This is a genomic window from Nocardia colli, from assembly GCF_008704205.1.
Lineage (GTDB): Bacteria > Actinomycetota > Actinomycetes > Mycobacteriales > Mycobacteriaceae > Nocardia > Nocardia colli.
Genome location: NZ_VXLC01000048.1, coordinates 1 through 15,222, shown reverse-complemented (window position 1 = coordinate 15,222; position 15,222 = coordinate 1). Strand labels below are relative to the sequence as shown.

Annotated in this window: 15 protein-coding genes; 9 read left to right on the top strand and 6 right to left on the bottom strand. The window is 67.4% G+C overall.

Features of this window, described 5'->3' with window-relative positions; genetic code table 11:
• Positions 1 to 91: 91 nt before the first annotated feature.
• Entirely contained in the window at positions 92 to 1,036 is a 945-nt protein-coding gene (locus F3087_RS44340; protein WP_150408219.1) for an endonuclease/exonuclease/phosphatase family protein, read from the bottom strand.
• Between the two features lie 275 nt (positions 1,037 to 1,311).
• On the opposite strand from F3087_RS44340, the gene F3087_RS44335 reads away from it, so the two are divergent.
• Together F3087_RS44335 and F3087_RS44330 are read left to right on the top strand one after the other, a co-directional pair.
• Positions 1,312 to 2,109 (top strand): hypothetical protein, encoded by a 798-nt coding sequence (locus F3087_RS44335; RefSeq protein WP_150408218.1) that lies wholly within the window; start codon positions 1,312 to 1,314, stop codon positions 2,107 to 2,109.
• 65 nt (positions 2,110 to 2,174) lie between these two features.
• The gene (locus tag F3087_RS44330; RefSeq protein ID WP_150408217.1) at positions 2,175 to 2,453 is read left to right on the top strand and encodes an HPr family phosphocarrier protein; all 279 of its coding nucleotides are present in this window, start codon (positions 2,175 to 2,177) and stop codon (positions 2,451 to 2,453) included.
• A gap of 70 nt (positions 2,454 to 2,523) precedes the next feature.
• On the opposite strand, the gene F3087_RS44325 is transcribed toward F3087_RS44330, so the two are convergent.
• Together F3087_RS44325 and F3087_RS44320 are read right to left on the bottom strand one after the other, a co-directional pair.
• The gene (locus F3087_RS44325) at positions 2,524 to 3,165 is read right to left on the bottom strand and encodes a cysteine hydrolase (RefSeq protein ID WP_150408216.1); all 642 of its coding nucleotides are present in this window, start codon (positions 3,163 to 3,165) and stop codon (positions 2,524 to 2,526) included.
• Positions 3,166 to 3,175: 10 nt separating this feature from the next.
• Complete coding sequence (locus F3087_RS44320) at positions 3,176 to 3,502, bottom strand: YciI family protein (protein WP_150408215.1); 327 nt, start codon at positions 3,500 to 3,502, stop codon at positions 3,176 to 3,178.
• A gap of 112 nt (positions 3,503 to 3,614) precedes the next feature.
• On the opposite strand from F3087_RS44320, the gene F3087_RS44315 reads away from it, so the two are divergent.
• On the top strand, positions 3,615 to 3,968 hold the full coding sequence (locus F3087_RS44315) for a winged helix-turn-helix transcriptional regulator (protein ID WP_150408214.1): 354 nt from the start codon (positions 3,615 to 3,617) through the stop codon (positions 3,966 to 3,968).
• A gap of 66 nt (positions 3,969 to 4,034) precedes the next feature.
• Entirely contained in the window at positions 4,035 to 4,751 is a 717-nt protein-coding gene (locus F3087_RS44310) for an SDR family oxidoreductase (protein ID WP_191094452.1), read from the top strand.
• Positions 4,752 to 4,759: 8 nt separating this feature from the next.
• On the opposite strand, the gene F3087_RS44305 is transcribed toward F3087_RS44310, so the two are convergent.
• The 3 genes from F3087_RS44305 to F3087_RS44295 form a co-directional block, all read right to left on the bottom strand.
• Complete coding sequence (locus tag F3087_RS44305) at positions 4,760 to 7,771, bottom strand: bifunctional [glutamine synthetase] adenylyltransferase/[glutamine synthetase]-adenylyl-L-tyrosine phosphorylase (RefSeq protein WP_150408212.1); 3,012 nt, start codon at positions 7,769 to 7,771, stop codon at positions 4,760 to 4,762.
• A 78-nt stretch (positions 7,772 to 7,849) separates the two neighbouring features.
• Positions 7,850 to 9,190: a glutamine synthetase family protein gene (locus F3087_RS44300; RefSeq protein ID WP_150408211.1), complete on the bottom strand. Its 1,341-nt coding sequence runs from the start codon at positions 9,188 to 9,190 to the stop codon at positions 7,850 to 7,852.
• 95 nt (positions 9,191 to 9,285) lie between these two features.
• Positions 9,286 to 10,821 (bottom strand): alpha/beta hydrolase, encoded by a 1,536-nt coding sequence (locus tag F3087_RS44295; protein WP_150408210.1) that lies wholly within the window; start codon positions 10,819 to 10,821, stop codon positions 9,286 to 9,288.
• A 263-nt stretch (positions 10,822 to 11,084) separates the two neighbouring features.
• On the opposite strand from F3087_RS44295, the gene panB reads away from it, so the two are divergent.
• The 5 genes from panB to F3087_RS44270 all read left to right on the top strand — a co-directional run.
• Positions 11,085 to 11,942: a 3-methyl-2-oxobutanoate hydroxymethyltransferase gene (panB, locus tag F3087_RS44290; RefSeq protein WP_191094451.1), complete on the top strand. Its 858-nt coding sequence runs from the start codon at positions 11,085 to 11,087 to the stop codon at positions 11,940 to 11,942.
• 10 nt (positions 11,943 to 11,952) lie between these two features.
• The gene (locus tag F3087_RS44285) at positions 11,953 to 12,807 is read left to right on the top strand and encodes a phosphotransferase (RefSeq protein ID WP_150408209.1); all 855 of its coding nucleotides are present in this window, start codon (positions 11,953 to 11,955) and stop codon (positions 12,805 to 12,807) included.
• 97 nt (positions 12,808 to 12,904) lie between these two features.
• Positions 12,905 to 13,363, top strand: a complete 459-nt coding sequence (locus F3087_RS44280; RefSeq protein WP_150408208.1) for a hypothetical protein — start codon at positions 12,905 to 12,907, stop codon at positions 13,361 to 13,363.
• Complete coding sequence (pip, locus tag F3087_RS44275) at positions 13,363 to 14,340, top strand: prolyl aminopeptidase (RefSeq protein WP_150408207.1); 978 nt, start codon at positions 13,363 to 13,365, stop codon at positions 14,338 to 14,340. The genes F3087_RS44280 and pip overlap by 1 nt, the downstream gene beginning before the upstream one ends.
• Positions 14,341 to 14,342: 2 nt before the next feature.
• Positions 14,343 to 15,222: CHAD domain-containing protein (locus F3087_RS44270; protein WP_150408206.1), on the top strand; the 880-nt coding region annotated here is incomplete at its 3' end.

The window sequence follows — 15,222 nt, the reverse complement described above, 5'->3', positions numbered from 1 at the left end:
GTTCACACGGTAATCGCCGGGTTCCCCGCGCGCGCATCACCCTCGGCGAAGGACTCCCGCGCGGTGACCGGTACCGACCGTGCCTGCGCGATCAATTCAACCGCACCCGGGCGATCAACGCGCGGTGATCGGAGCCGGGAACACTCAGCGTGCGCACCTCCTGCGCGGTGGCATCGGCCAGCAGGATGTGATCGATGCCGATGATCGGACCCCAGGAACGATCGTTCGGGAACGTCGGCAGCAAGCCGGCGCCCACCTGGTCCGCGGCCGACTCGAAGCGGCCGTGCAGCAGATCGCGATACGCCGCGTGATCACGAGTGGCGTTGAAGTCCGCGCCGACGATCGCGGGACCCGTTTGCGCGTCGAGGATTTCGCGGATCCTGGGCATCTCGACGAGCCAGTCGGAGAAGTTGAACGGCGGCGGGATCGGGTGGAAGGCGAACACCGTGATCGGTCCGCGCTCAGGGTGATCCATGATCGCGGACACCTGGTTCAGCACGAAGCCGTCGTATTTCTTGGTGTCGCGCAACGGGTATCGGCTGTAGATGCCGGTGCCGCCACCACCGTCGGCGGTCGGCTGGAGGTAGGAGTACGGCAGTTGCTCGCCGAGTCGAGCGGCGGCCAACCGGTCGACCGCGGGATTCGTCAGTTCGTCCACGGTGAGCACATCGATCCGGTTGTCCCGCACCGCCCGCACCACGGCGTCGACGTCCGCCTGCCCGAACAGCAGGTTCGACTGCATCACCATGACCTCGGGCCCGCTCGCTGCCCGGCTCTCCGGGACGAACGCGGGCACCAGCGTCCACAGCACCACACCCACCAGCACCCCGGCCACACCCGCACTGCGCCAACCACGCGCGATCAGGAAGATCACCAGCCCGACCACCGCACCGACCATCAGGTACGACGCCCCCGACTGCGCCAAGACCAGCGTCTTATTTTGCCAAGCTCCGAAATGCAGCACGACCCCGACGACCCCCGCCGCCAGCGCGCACCATCCCACCCCGAGCACCACTCGCTCCAACCATTTAGGCATACCCCGACCCTATGCGTCGGATGTGGAGATGTTGTGCGCCGACCGTGGAGTTCCCGGGAAGGCGCCCGGAGATCGGCAGCCTGGCAGCCCTGTATGGCAGGCCCGGGTGGCATCCATCCAGGGCGCTCGCGGGTCCGAATACCCCTCGTGCGGCGGATCGGCAGGCAAATGAACAAGGCCACTCCGTAGTACGGCGGGACCGCTCGACGCTCCCGGAAAACCGCACTTCGCCGTGATCAGATATCCCAGAACCGAACAACGAACCTGGAGGGTCCATGCTCGTACGTTCACGCATTCTCATCCATTCCGCGATCGCCCTCGGCGTCCTCGTAGTGATTCCCGCACACGCTATCGTGCGCGCAGAGCCGCCTACCGCGCCGACACTGTGTACGAAACAGCAAGAAATAGCTGCCGACAACAAGCACGCCGAGACGGGCGATGAATCTGCCGTCAAGAAGTGTGTGCATCTGCGGATACAGAGCGCGCTGCTCCGAAAGGAGAATGTGCCGGTCGTACAGGGCCCGAACGGACCGGAGGACCCGGAGAAGATCACCCCTTTCACATTGAAGACGGATATCGGGGTTACGCCGCAAGAACGCAAAAAGATGTTCGGCGAAGGCGAATTGAACGAGAACGGAAGCGACCACGACTACGCGACGGCGGCGACCAGCGCTGCTTTCTACACCTGCTACTACGTGGCTCGATCAGGGGGTGCGCTGTGCTCCTCCCCCGCAGCCGAGAAAGCAGGCGCGCAGGACGATGAACAACTGAAGGAATTCCTGATCAAGAAACGCGGCGGCAACGACGGTCAAGAGCACGCCGACAGCCGAATTGATCCGGCTCTGGTCAAGGCCAAGACGACCGCGCTCACCGCCGAAGGTTGTGCCAGGGCCCTCGCGAACTATGGCACGTGCACCCAGCTGAACGAATCGGAGGAGCCGGACACCTCGGACGACCTCGAAAAGGACAGCCAGCGGGAAGAGATTTCGTCTCTGGTGCAAAAACGCATCGACGCCAACACGGCCGAAAAAGCAGCGGTGGACGCCGCAAAAGCGAACGGCTGGCTCGCATAGGCGCATACGCCGACGACCTGAAGTCCGCCGCCTAGAATGAACCGCAAACGCCGGAGGAGGGTCTGATGTATGTCGAAGAGTTCCGCGTCGCACGCCCGCTCACCGTCGACAGCGCCGAAGAACTCTTGCTGGCGATGCTGGGGTATACCTCGCGGATCACGGTCAGCAGCAATGGGCGAAGCGTGAATGCGCCGTTGCTGCCTACCTGTTCGGACGTGCTGCGGTTGCGGGCGGGGAGTGTGGTGACGGTGACCGTCGAGCAGGGTCACCGCCCCGAGATCGACGAAGATCGCCTCGCCCTTCGCGAATTCGTCGACCGGTTCCAGGAACTCACCGGCGGGTGATCCCCTAGCGCACAGGCACATCCCTCGTCCCCGCGCCTGCCCGCGCGGGGTGCCTGTGAGCTAGGGAAGGTCAGCCCCGGTTCATCAGATCGATCAGCGCTTCGCTCTCGGTCATCAGCGAGCCGCCCGCGAATTCCAAGGTCGCATAGGATCTTTGGGCCGCCGCCGGGTGGCCCGCGCCGCAGGCGTCGGTGACCATGATCGGCAGGTAGCCGAGGTCGAGACTGTGCCGGATCGTCGGTTCGATGCCGACCTCCATGGCGATGCCCGCGATCGCGTAGGAGTCGATTCCGCAGTCGCGCAACGCGATATCCAGCGGGGTCGCGGCGAAGGCGGACATGGTGATCTTGTCGAAGACCACCTCGTCGGCGTTGGGGGTCAGCTCCGGCGTGAGCTGGTATTGCGGCGATCCCTGCGGAAAGCTGGCATGCAGTTCGTCCAGGTCGTCCACCCGCTGCCATTGCATGGCGGTGCGCAGTTGCGAAACGCCGGACGCGGCGATCGGCAGCGACACGTGCCGGGTATAGAAAACCCGGAAGCCGTTGGCCCGCGCGGCATCTCGCAGCTGAACACAGTGCTTCACGATTCGCTCCCCGTCGGGGATCTGACCGACGATGCCGACCTGCATGTCATAGATCAGCAACGCCATCCGCGCCGGATCGCAGGCGTCCGCCACGGTTTGCGGAATGCTCAGGCCGAAGGCGTTTCGCATGGACGCGCCCTCACTTGGTCCGGTCGTAGGGCTCGGCGACGTCGACCTTCGGATCCATCAGCGCCTCCAGCGGCAACGGGGCCTGCACCGGAACGTAGGTCCACTCCAGGTAGCCGGCCTTGGTCAGCGGGAAGTCGGCGACGTACTTCTGCGCCTCCTCGACGCTGTCCACCTCGAACACGATCACCACGCCCGGCTCGTCGGCGCGCGCGTAGTTCTCCCGCACGATGCCCGCCTTCCACAGCCGCCACACATTGGCGACCTCCTCGGGCAGGTACGGGTTGATGGTTTCCAAGGTCACGCCGGGCTTGAAACGGTCGAAAACGATGACCTTCATAGGGATTCGGGCTCCATGTCTGCGATAGGAATGCGGTGGTCCAGTCCATGGAATCGCGATGATTACAGTGTTACAAGAACGCACTTTTTGGTGAGTACCCGAAAGGCCAGCCATGCCGGAGAAGCGCTACCACTGCGCGGTGGAGGTGACCGTCGACCTGATCGGCGGCAAGTGGAAGCCGGTGATCCTCGCCCACCTCAAGGAAGGCGTGCGCCGCTACGGCGAGCTGCGCCGGTCGATGCCGACGACCAGCGAGAAGATGCTGGTGCAGCAGTTGCGCGAGCTGGAGGCGGACGGTCTGGTGCGCCGCACGGTCTTCGACACGGTGCCGCCGCAGGTCGAATACGACCTGACCGACGAGGGCTGGAGCCTCGTGCCCGCCCTCACCGCGCTTTACGAGTGGGGCGAAAAGCGCGCCGAGCGAACAGGTTTACTGATCGAGCCCGCGCCGTCGATCGCGAACTAGGTCATGTGTCACGATTGACTCCCGTCGCACACCGCTGTGTGGAGGGAAGGAACTATGGGATCGCTGATGTCCAGGCGGGTCGTCATCACCGGAGGCGGTCAGGGTCTCGGGCTGGAGATCGCCCGCGGTTGCGTCCGCCGCGGCGCCTCGGCCATCCTGATCGATATCGATGCGGTCGCGCTTCGGGACGCGCAACGCGAACTGGGGGAACAGCACTGTGCGGTGTTCGTCTGCGATATCACCGATCGTGGACAGGTCGCGGCCACGCTGACCGCGATCGGGCATTCCGGCGGCATTTCGGCTTTGGTGAACAATGCGGGCGTCTTCACCAACGACGCCATCGAGGCGGCCGACCCCGGCCGCGCTTCGCTGGCTATCGCGGTGAATGTCAATGGAACGATCAACATCACCGACGCCGTCCTGGAACAGGGCCTGCTGTGTCGCGAAACAGGTCAGATCATTTTCATCAACTCGTCCGCCGGGGATCCGCTCCATACCGGGACGGGCGCGCGCGAAAGGGTCTATGCCGCAACCAAAGGCGCATTGACCGGGTACTCGAAAGCCATCGAAGGCGCAGCCAAAGGCACGCCACTGCGGGTGACCACGATCTTCCCCGGCGGTATGGACACGAATCTTTATGTGAACGCGGGCATGTCGGCAGAAGACGGGCACAACAAGCCGTGGCTCATCCCGCCCAGCCGCGTCGCCGAAGCCGTCACATTCGTGCTCGAATTGCCGGTCGATACGAACATCAGCCGGCTGGCAATCGGCCCCAACCTCTAGGTCGCCTACTACTGGCCGAAAACCCGCTCCACCACCGCTTTTGCCCGCCGCGTCACCCGCATGTAGTGATCGAGGAACTCGCTGCCGTCGTCGTTGGGCCACCCCGCCACCCGCGCGACCGCGGACAGCAGCAGCCCCGGACCGGGCAGCTGATCGGTCGGCTTCCCGCGAACCAGCACAAGCGCGTTGCGCGCCTTGGTCGCGGTGAGCCAGGCGTCCCGGAGCAGCGCGACATCGGCCGCGTCGAGCAGCTTGGTCTCCTCGATGACGGTGAGCGACTCCAGCGTCGACGTGTTGTGCAACCCGAGCACATCGTGCGCGTAGCGCAACTGCATCAGCTGCACGGTCCACTCGATGTCGGCGAGACCACCACGCCCCAGCTTGGTGTGCGTCGCCGGATTGGCGTTGCGCGGTAGTCGTTCCGCGTCGATGCGGGCCTTGATCCGGCGGATCTCGCGCACCGCCTCGTTCGATACGCCGCCTTCCGGATAACGCACCTTGTCGATGACGTGCAGGAAGCGCAGTCCGAGCTGCTGATCGCCCGCGACCTGGTGCGCCCGCAGCAGCGCCTGCACCTCCCACGACTGCGCCCACTGCTGGTAGTAGGCCGCGTACGCCGCCAGCGTGCGGACCAGCGCCCCGTTGCGCCCCTCGGGTCGCAGTCCGGCGTCCACCAGCAGCGGCGGGTCGGTGCTCGGCGCGCCGAGCAGCTTCTGCACCTTGTCCGCGACGCTGTTGGCCCACTTCACGGCCTTGGTCTCGTCCTCACCGGGACGCGGATCGCAGACGAACAGGACGTCCGCGTCGGACCCGTACCCGAGCTCGTGCCCGCCGAGCCGGCCCATCCCGATCACCGCGAAGTCGGCGGGCGCGGGCGCGCCCATCTCCGCCTCGCTCGCCCGGATCACCGCTGCCAGTGCGGCTTCCAGCACCGCGACCCACACCGAGGACAGCGCCCGGCAGACCTGTTTGACCTCGAGCATCCCGAGCAGATCCGCCGACGCGACCCGGGCCAGTTCGTGCCTGCGCAACGAACGAGCCGCCGCCACAGCACGTTTCGGATCGTCGTACCGGGCCGCGGCCGTCATGATCCCGCGCGCGACGTCTTCCGGCTGCGGGCTGAGCAGCAGCGGGCCGCCGGGCCCGTCGGCGTACATCCGAATGGTGTCCGGCGCGTTGATCAGCAGGTCCGGCAGGTACTCCGAGGAGCCGAGCACGATCATCAGCCGCTGCGCGATCGCGCCCTCGTCGCGCAGTTCGCGCAGGAACCAGGTCTGATCGCCGAGCCCCTCCGACACCCGCCGGTAGGCGAGCAGTCCGGCGTCGGGATTCGGTGTCTCGCCGAGCCATTCGAGCAAAGTGGGCAGCAGCAGCGCCTGGATTCGGCCCTTGCGCGACACCCCGCCGGTGAGCGCCTTGAGGTGACTGAGCGCGTGTTCGGGCGCTTGATAACCCAGCGCGGCCAGCTGCCGGACCGCCGCTTCAGGGCTGAGCCGCAACGCATCGGGCTCCAGCTTGACCACCGACTCGAGCAGCGGACGATAGAACAGCTTGGCGTGTAATCGCCGCACCCGCACGGCATTTCGGCGGATCTCGTTGCCGAGCACGCCGACCGCGTCCTGCCTGCCGTCGGGGCGGATGTGCGCGGCGCGGGCGAGCCAGCGCATGCCCTCCTCGTCGTCCGACGCGGGCAGGGTGTGCGTGCGGCGCAACCGTTGCAGTTGCAGCCGGTGTTCGAGCAGCCGCAGGAACTCGTACGACGCAGTGAGATTCGCGGCATCGTCGCGGCCGATGTAGCCGCCGGCGGCCAACGCCGTCAACGCCTCGACGGTGCCCTGCACGTGCAGCGAATCGTCGACCCGGCCGTGCACCAATTGCAGGAGCTGGACGGCGAATTCGACGTCGCGCAGGCTGCCGTGCCCGAGTTTCAGTTCGCGCTCACGCATGTCGGCGGGGACCAGGTCTTCCACCCGGCGGCGCATCGCCTGCACGTCGGCGACGAAGTCGGGTCGCTCGGAGGCGGTCCACACCATCGGCATCAGCGCGGCCTTGTACTCCTCGCCGAGCTCGAGGTCGCCGGTCATCGGCCGGTTCTTCAGCAGCGCCTGGAACTCCCAGGTCCGCGCCCAGCGCTTGTAGTAGGCGACATGCGATTCCAGCGTGCGCACCAGCGCGCCGGCCTTGCCCTCCGGCCGCAGCGCCGCGTCCACCTCGAAGTAGGCCGCGCTGGCGACGCTCATCATCTCCGCCGCCAGCCGGGTCGCGGTGGCGTCGGCGGGTTCGGCGACGAACACCACGTCGACATCGCTGACGTAGTTCAGCTCGCACGCGCCGCTCTTGCCCATGGCGATCACCGCGAGCCGCACCGGCACCGGGCCGTCCTTGCAGACCCTGGCCACCGCCACGGACAGGGCCGCGGTCAATGCGGCATCGGCCAGCGCGGTCAGATGACGACCGACCACCTGGTACGCCAGTACCGGTTCGTTCTCGACGGTCGCGGCCAGATCGAGCGCGGCCAGCAGCATCAACTGATCGCGATACCGCTTGCGTAGCAACGCGACCACCTCCGGCCCGGACTCACCGGCGCGGAACAGCAGCGGGCCTGCGTGCGGCCCCTCCTCCGGCACGGCCTGCACCGCATCCAGCAGATCGGCGATCAGTTCGTCACGCGTCGGCAGGTCCTTACGGCGCAGGATCTGCCAGGCCGCCGGGTCGACGACCAGATGATCGGCGAACGCGCTGGACGAGCCGAGCAGCGCGAACAGCCTGCCGCGCAACGCCGTTTCCGCACGGATCGCCGAATCCAGTGCGGCCCAATCGCTTTCCATCCGCTCGCGCAGCTTGACCAGCGTGTTCAGCGCCAGATCGGCGTCGGGCGCGCGGGACAGCGCCCATAGCAGCGGGATACTTTCGACGTTGTCCCAGCCCAATTCGCGCAGCGAGGCAGCGGCGGTGGGCTCGAGCAGACCGAGCCGACCGACGCCGGGGACCGCGGAGCGGGCAGTCGGTGGCCGGACCATAGGTCTCAAATTACAGGTTCGATGCCAACGACTTGTCCCCACCTGGACATACGTTCGGTTGCAGAAATGCGCCTTGTTCTACAAACCGAGGTATTCCTTGAGTTCGTACGGCGTGACCTGGCTGCGGTAGTCCGCCCACTCCCGGCGCTTGTTGCGCAGGAAGAAGTCGAACACGTGCTCGCCGAGCGTCTCCGCCACCAGTTCCGAGCGCTCCATCGCCTGCAACGCCTCGTCCAGCGTGCCGGGCAGTTCGCGGAAGCCCATGGCCCGCCGCTCGGCAACGGTCAGCGACCACACGTCGTCCTCCGCCTCCGGCGGCAGCGTGTAGCCCTTCTCGATGCCGCGCAGACCGGCCGCGAGCAGCACGGCGAAGGTCAGGTAGGGGTTGCAGGCCGAATCAGGGCTGCGGATCTCGACGCGGCGCGAGGAGGACTTGTTCGGCGTGTACATCGGCACCCGGACCAGCGCGGACCGGTTCGACCGGCCCCAGGAGGCCGCGGTCGGCGCTTCGCCGCCGTGGATGAGCCGCTTGTAGGAGTTCACCCACTGGTTGGTGATCGCGCTGATCTCCGGCGCGTGCTCCAGGATGCCCGCGATGAACGCGCGCGCGGTGCCGGACAGGTTGATCGGGTCGTCCGGATCGTGGAAGGCGTTGGCCTCGCCCTCGAACAGGCTCATGTGCGTGTGCATCGCCGAGCCCGGGTACTGGGCGAACGGCTTGGGCATGAACGTCGCGCGCACGCCCTCGTCGATGCCGACTTCCTTGATCAGGTAGCGGAAGGTCATCACGTTGTCGGCCATGGACAGCGCGTCGGCGTAGCGCAGGTCGATCTCCTGCTGGCCGGGCGCGCCCTCGTGGTGGCTGAACTCGACCGAGATGCCCATCGACTCCAGCGCGTCGATCGCGTGCCTGCGGAAGTTCGGCGCGGAATCGTGCACGGCCTGGTCGAAGAAGCCGCCGGAGTCGGCCGGGATCGGCTGCGAGCCGTCCACCGGGCCGTTCTCCAGCAGGAAGAACTCGATCTCCGGGTGCACGTAGCAGCTGAAGCCGACGTCGGCGGCCTTGTTCAGCTGACGGCGCAGCACGTGCCGCGGGTCGGCCCAGGACGGCGAGCCGTCGGGCATGGTGATGTCGCAGAACATCCGCGCGGAGTGCTGGTGACCCTTGCTGGTCGCCCACGGCAGCACCTGGAAGGTGGATGGATCCGGACGGGCGACCATGTCGGCCTCCGACACCCGGGCGAAGCCCTCGATGGCCGAGCCGTCGAATCCGATGCCCTCCTCGAAAGCGCCCTCTAGCTCGGCGGGGGCGATGGCGACGGACTTCAGGTAACCCAACACATCGGTGAACCAGAGCCGCACGAAGCGGATATCCCGCTCTTCGAGCGTCCGCAGCACGAATTCCTTCTGGCGATCCATGTCCGCGAGAGTAAGCACCCGGCGTTAAATCCGTGTTACATACACGCTGAGTGTGCTGACCTTGTTGTGCGAAAAAGACATCACAGCCCGTCGGGTCAACAGGTGAGGCCGGCCTCCGGGTCGGTCAGGTCGACCAGGTAGTCGATGACCGCCTCGTCCACGCACGACGAGCCGCCGGACAACGCGATGGTGTGCCGGTTGCCCTTGTAGGTCACCAGCGAGGCGCCCAGCTGCGAAGCCAGGTCCACGCCGGCCTGGTACGGGGTCGCCGGGTCCTCGGTGGTCGAGACGACCACCACCTTCGGCAGCCCGGTCACCGTGATCCGGTGCGGCTCACTGGTGTTCGGCACCGGCCAGGCCGTGCACGCGTCCAGCGGGGCCGCGCCGGTGCCGCGGCCGTCGTCGAGGAACGGGGCCGCCTTGCGGTATTCGGCGTCCTGCTTGGCGGTGATGCCGCGGTCGCTGATCCGCGGATCGTCCACGCAGCGAATGGCATTGAACGCGTCGGTGGTGTTGCTGTAGGTGCCGTCGTCGCGGCGGCCGTCGTAGAGGTCGGCCAGTTGCAGCAGGGTGTCGCCGCGGCCGTCGCGCAGTTCGGAGAGGCCGAGGGTGAGCACCGGCCACAGATCGTTGGTGTAGAGGGCTTGGCGCACGCCGGTGAGCGCGTCGCTGTAGTTGAGGCCGCGCGGGTCGGTGGTCGGCACGGTCTTGTCCCACAACGGATTCACCAGCGCGCGGAACCGCTGCACGGTCTGGGTCTTGTCGGTGCCGAGCGGGCAGTCCGCCTTGGTCGTGCAGTCCGCGGCGTAGGCGTCGAACACCTTCTGGAAGCCGGCCGCCTGGCGCAGCGACTCCTGCACCGGGTCCTGTGCGGAGTCGATGGCGCCGTCGAGCACCAGGGCGCGCACGTGGTCCGGGAACTTCTCGGCGTACGCCGAACCGATCTTGGTCCCGTACGAATAACCCAGGTAGCTGAGCTTCGCGTCACCGAGGGCGGCACGCATCACGTCCATGTCCTGCACCACCTCGCGGGTGCCGACGCGGGCCAGGAAATCCTTGCCGGTGCGTTCGGCGCAGTGGTCCGCGTACTGCTTGTTCTCGTTCTCCGCCGCGGCGATGCCCTCGGGCGTGTTGTCCTTCTGCGGTTCGGCGCGCTCGGCGTCCTGCTCCTGCGCGGTCTCGCAGACGATGGCCGGGGTCGAGGAGCCGACGCCGCGCGGGTCGAAGCCGACCCGATCGAAGCGCTGGGCGAGCGGGGTCTTGTTGCCGAGCGAGGACATGGTCAGGCCGGACTCCCCCGGGCCGCCGGGGTTCATCAGCAGCGAGCCGATGCGTTTGCCGGTCGCCTTGATCCGGGAGACGGCGATCTGCGCGGTCGGCCCGTCCGGGTTGGCGTAGTCGACCGGCACGGTGATCCGCGCGCACTGCGCGTTGGGCGCGAAGCGATCGTCCTGCGATCCGTACCCGGTGCAGCTACCCCACTGCACGGTCTGCGAATAGAACTTCGTCAGCTCGGCGGGCCCCGCGGGCATCGGCCCGGTCGGATGACCGTTGATCGTGCACCCCGCCGCCACCAACGCCAGCACCGCCACCATCAGCGCACCACCGCGCCCACTCCGAACCAAAGCCATCCACTGATAGTGGCAGCTCGTCGGCTCGGCAGAGACAACGCACCGGTCAGACGCCTTATCCGCTGCCGGTTCGAGGTAGCGAGTGTGTTCCTGACGCGGATTGCCGCATGCGTGAAGAACATCCACTGCGCGCCGGAGGTGTGATCAATCGCATCGGGCGAAGGTCTTAATCCGGCCGGGTAACTGCTGGCACACTGGATTTCGTCAGACGAACCCGGGGACCCGGATGGGCCCCGAGGAGACACCAGACGAAAGGGACGAAGATGTCCGTATCCGATTCGGAAACCCCTGCCTACGGTGCGGCACCCGCCCAGCCCAAGAAGGCTATGCGCAAGACCCGGGTGCACCATCTGCAGCAGATGAAGGCCGACGGCCAGCGTTGGGCCATGCTCACCGCGTACGACTATTCCTCGGCCCGGCTGTTCGAGGAAGCAGGCATCCCGGTGCTGCTGGTCGGCGATTCCGCGGCCAACGTGGTCTACGGCTACGACACCACCGTGCCGATCACCGCGGACGAACTCATCCCGCTGGTCCGCGGCGTGGTGCGCGGCGCACCGCACGCGCTGGTGGTGGCCGACCTGCCGTTCGGCAGCTACGAGACCTCGCCGCAGCAGGCGCTGGCCACCGCGACCCGGTTCATGAAGGAGGGCCAGGCGCAGGCGGTGAAGTTCGAGGGCGGTGAGCGGGTCGCCGAGCAGATCGCGCTGATCACCTCGGCCGGCATTCCGGTGATGGCGCACATCGGGTTCACCCCGCAGAGCGTCAACACCCTCGGCGGGTTCCGCGTGCAGGGTCGCGGCGACGGCGCCGAGCAGCTCATCGCGGACGCGATCGCGGTGCAGGAAGCCGGCGCGTTCGCCGTTGTCATGGAGATGGTTCCGGCGGAGGTGGCCGCGCAGGCGACCCGCAAGCTGACCATCCCGACCGTCGGCATCGGCGCCGGCGTGGAGACCGACGCGCAGGTTCTGGTCTGGCAGGACATGGCCGGCTACACCAGCGGCAAGACCGCGAAGTTCGTCAAGCGGTTCGGCAATGTCGGCGATGAACTGCGCACGGCCGCGGCGGCCTACGCTGATGAGGTAGCCCGGGGCACCTACCCGGGGCCAGAACACAGCTTCTAGTGGAGTAACGATGAACGGCCGAGCAGTGCACGCACCAGCCGCACTGCTCGGCCAGTCACCCGAGCCGCTGATCGATTGGGCGTCGGGGGTGCTCAAGGCACACGAGATCGAGGTGACCGGCGCGCCGACGGTGACTCGCCGCCGCGCCTGGTCGCTGATCGTCCGGCTGCCGACCGATACCGGCCCGATGTGGGCCAAAGCCAACGCCCGCGCCTTCGCGCACGAGGGTCCGCTGCTGCAGCTGCTCGCCCGGCTGCGGCCCGGCAGCGTGCTGGAACCCCTTGCGGTGCAAGCGGATCACGGCTGGCTGCTCAGCCCGCACGGTGGCGAGACCGCCCGCGACACCGATGCCGAATGGTCCGGTCTGTTCCGTTCCTACGCCGAACTCCAGCAGTCCGTCGCGCCGGACATCGACGCCCTGATCGCCACCGGCACCCCGTACCTCCCGCCCAGCCGGCTCGGCACGGTCTACCGGCATTTCGAGGCCCGCATGCCCGGCCTCGGCCGGCGCATCGAGGAGGCCGCCGGCGAACTGGCCGAATACGGCAGGCTCACCATCGAACACAACGACGTGCACACCGACAACGTCTTCGCCGGCGCCACCCCCGGCACCGGCCGGCTGTTCGACTGGGGCGACGCCGTGATCACCCACCCGTTCCTGTCCCACCGCATCCTGCACAACCCGCATCGCGACGACTACTTCGCGCAATGGCCGGGGCCGGTCTCCGCCGCCGAGATCACCCTCGCCGAACGTCTCGCCCCGTTGATCGCGCTCAACCCGTGGCGAACCATCGACACGTCCATCCCCCGCTTCGCCCGTTTTGTCGAAGCGCTGCTGGACGAGCTGCGCGTCACATTCCGATAGCCGCGAACAGGGGTGTGAGAGCCACACACTCCGGGCCACCGCGGCGAATCAATGGCAGACTCGATGCGGACATTCGCGATCAAGAGCAGAGGTACCGATGCCGCACAGCCGTTGGATTTCACGCAGCACCCTGCTGCTGGCGGGCGTTATCGCCGCCGCAGCACTGACCGCCTGCGGAAGCGAGTCGAACCCGGCTCCGACCGGGAGCTCGAGCTCGACAACGGGCTCGGCGACCGCGACCACCAAGCCGGGCGGCACCGCGGGCACACCCAAGCCGGGCACCACCCCGGATATCTCCGACGCCGCGTCCGCCCAGCTGTGCGACATGATCAAGCCCGAGCTGTCGAACTGGCGGGTGCAGGGGCCGACGCTCGGCCGGATCGGGCTCAACGCCCTGGTGCACGAGTGGGCGCTGCGCAACGGCGGCATCAACGGCGCGGTGCTCGCCGACAAGCCGATCATCGACCGGCTGACCACCAAGAGCTGCCCGGACGTGCACAAGGAGGCGATCCAGGCGCTCGAGCTCCCTGACCTCGCCTCGGGTCTGGCGTTCTGATGGGCGACGCACAGTTGCGGACGCTGTACCCGGAGATCGAGGCCTACGACTCCGGCATGCTCGACGTGGGTGACGGCCAGTCGATGTACTGGGAGGTCAGCGGCAACCCGGACGGCAAGCCGGTGGTCTTCCTGCACGGCGGCCCCGGCGGCGGCACCTCGCCGGCTCAGCGGCGGTTCTTCGACTCGGCCGCCTACCGGATCGTGCTGCTCGATCAGCGCGGCTGCGGACGCTCCACCCCGCACCTCGCCGACGACCCGAGCCTGGCGACCAACACCACCCAGCATCTGATCGCCGATATCGAGGCGCTGCGTACCCATCTCGGCATCGAGCGCTGGCAGGTGTTCGGCGGCTCGTGGGGTTCGACCCTCGCGCTCGCCTATGCCGAGACCTACCCGGACCGGGTGACCGAGCTGGTGCTGCGCGGCATTTTCCTGTTGCGCCGCAAGGAAATCGACTGGTACTACAACGGCGCCGCGGGCTACGTGTATCCGGACGAGTGGGAGAAGTACCTCGCGCCGGTGCCGGAGGCCGAGCGCGACCAAGACCTGGTCGAGGTCTATCACCGGCTGCTGCACTCCGCCGACGAGCAGGTCGCGCTCCGGGCCGCCATCGCCTGGTCCACCTGGGAGGGCGCGACGAGTTCGCTGCTGCCGCAACCGGATCGGGTCGCCGAGTCCGCCGATCCGCGGTTCGCGCTCGCCTTCGCGCGGATCGAGAACCACTACTTCCGCAATCACGCGTTCCTCGACGAGGGCCAGCTGCTGCGCGACGCCGGCACCATCGCGCACATTCCGACGGTCATCGTGCAGGGGCGGCACGACATCGTCTGCCCCACGGTGAGCGCCTGGGATCTGCACAAGGCGTTGCCCGCTTCGGAGCTGCACATCGTCGAAGACGCCGGACATGCCTCCTTCGAGCCCGGCATCACGCATCATTTGATAGAAGCCACCGATAGATTCGCGAAGGCGGGGTAACCATGACGGCCACCGCAGGCAAGGCCATCGTTGCGGCACTCAGCGACAACGTGGACCGGCTGCTGGCCGCTGAACCCGAGGTCCGCGCGGACGAACCGGATTCGGTCCATCAGATGCGCGTGGCCACCCGCAGATTGCGCAGCGTGCTGCGCTCCTACCGCGGGCTGTTCGAACGGACACCGGCCAGAACGATGGGCGACGAGCTCAAGTGGCTGGCCGGTGTGCTCGGCGTTGCCCGGGACGCCGAGGTGCGGGCGGAACGCTTCGAGACGTTGCTGACGAAACATGGTCAGCAGAGCGAGCATTCGGCCGCCGACCTCGAATTGGTGACCGCGCGGTTGGTCACCGCGGAGAACGACAAATACGCCGCGGCGCACGCGGATGTGCTGCTCGCGTTGGACAGTGTGCGTTATCGCGAGTTGCGGGATGAACTCGCCCAGTGGCGTACCGAACCGCCGCTGCGTTCCTCGCGCGCCAAGGTGCCCGCCGCGGAGTTCTTCGGCGTCATCCTGGAACGCGACCGCGAGCGCGTCCTCGATCTGATCGAGCGGGAAACCACCGTCACGCCGGCCGAACGAGTCGAGCTGCTGCACGATATCCGCAAGAGCGCCAAGCGATTACGGTACTCGTGCGAGGCCGCCGAACCCGTCCTCGGCACCGACGCCGGCGACCTCGGCAGCCGCGCCAAACGACTACAAACCGTGCTCGGCGACCACCGCGACGCCGTCGAATCCCAGCACGCCATCTACGGCATCGCCGCAGACGCCGGCGCCGCAGGCGAAGAAACCGCCCTCTACCGAATCCTGGCCGGCGCCGAAGACACCGCCGCCCGCCAAGCCCTCACCCGCTACCCCGACGCAGCCGCCGCCCTATCCGGCGAGT

Bases quoted from the DNA above. Each gene is read 5' to 3' on its own strand.
- F3087_RS44315 (WP_150408214.1), top strand. From the start codon at position 3,615: ATGCCGGAGAAGCGCTACCACTGCGCGGTGGAGGTGACCGTCGACCTG.
- F3087_RS44325 (WP_150408216.1), bottom strand. From the start codon at position 3,165: ATGCGAAACGCCTTCGGCCTGAGCATTCCGCAAACCGTGGCGGACGCC.
- F3087_RS44300 (WP_150408211.1), bottom strand. From the start codon at position 9,190: ATGGATCGCCAGAAGGAATTCGTGCTGCGGACGCTCGAAGAGCGGGAT.
- F3087_RS44335 (WP_150408218.1), top strand. From the start codon at position 1,312: ATGCTCGTACGTTCACGCATTCTCATCCATTCCGCGATCGCCCTCGGC.
- F3087_RS44280 (WP_150408208.1), top strand. From the start codon at position 12,905: ATGCCGCACAGCCGTTGGATTTCACGCAGCACCCTGCTGCTGGCGGGC.
- F3087_RS44285 (WP_150408209.1), top strand. From the start codon at position 11,953: ATGAACGGCCGAGCAGTGCACGCACCAGCCGCACTGCTCGGCCAGTCA.
- panB (WP_191094451.1), top strand. From the start codon at position 11,085: ATGTCCGTATCCGATTCGGAAACCCCTGCCTACGGTGCGGCACCCGCC.
- F3087_RS44295 (WP_150408210.1), bottom strand. From the start codon at position 10,821: ATGGCTTTGGTTCGGAGTGGGCGCGGTGGTGCGCTGATGGTGGCGGTG.
- pip (WP_150408207.1), top strand. From the start codon at position 13,363: ATGGGCGACGCACAGTTGCGGACGCTGTACCCGGAGATCGAGGCCTAC.
- F3087_RS44305 (WP_150408212.1), bottom strand. From the start codon at position 7,771: ATGGTCCGGCCACCGACTGCCCGCTCCGCGGTCCCCGGCGTCGGTCGG.
- F3087_RS44310 (WP_191094452.1), top strand. From the start codon at position 4,035: ATGTCCAGGCGGGTCGTCATCACCGGAGGCGGTCAGGGTCTCGGGCTG.
- F3087_RS44320 (WP_150408215.1), bottom strand. From the start codon at position 3,502: ATGAAGGTCATCGTTTTCGACCGTTTCAAGCCCGGCGTGACCTTGGAA.
- F3087_RS44330 (WP_150408217.1), top strand. From the start codon at position 2,175: ATGTATGTCGAAGAGTTCCGCGTCGCACGCCCGCTCACCGTCGACAGC.
- F3087_RS44340 (WP_150408219.1), bottom strand. From the start codon at position 1,036: ATGCCTAAATGGTTGGAGCGAGTGGTGCTCGGGGTGGGATGGTGCGCG.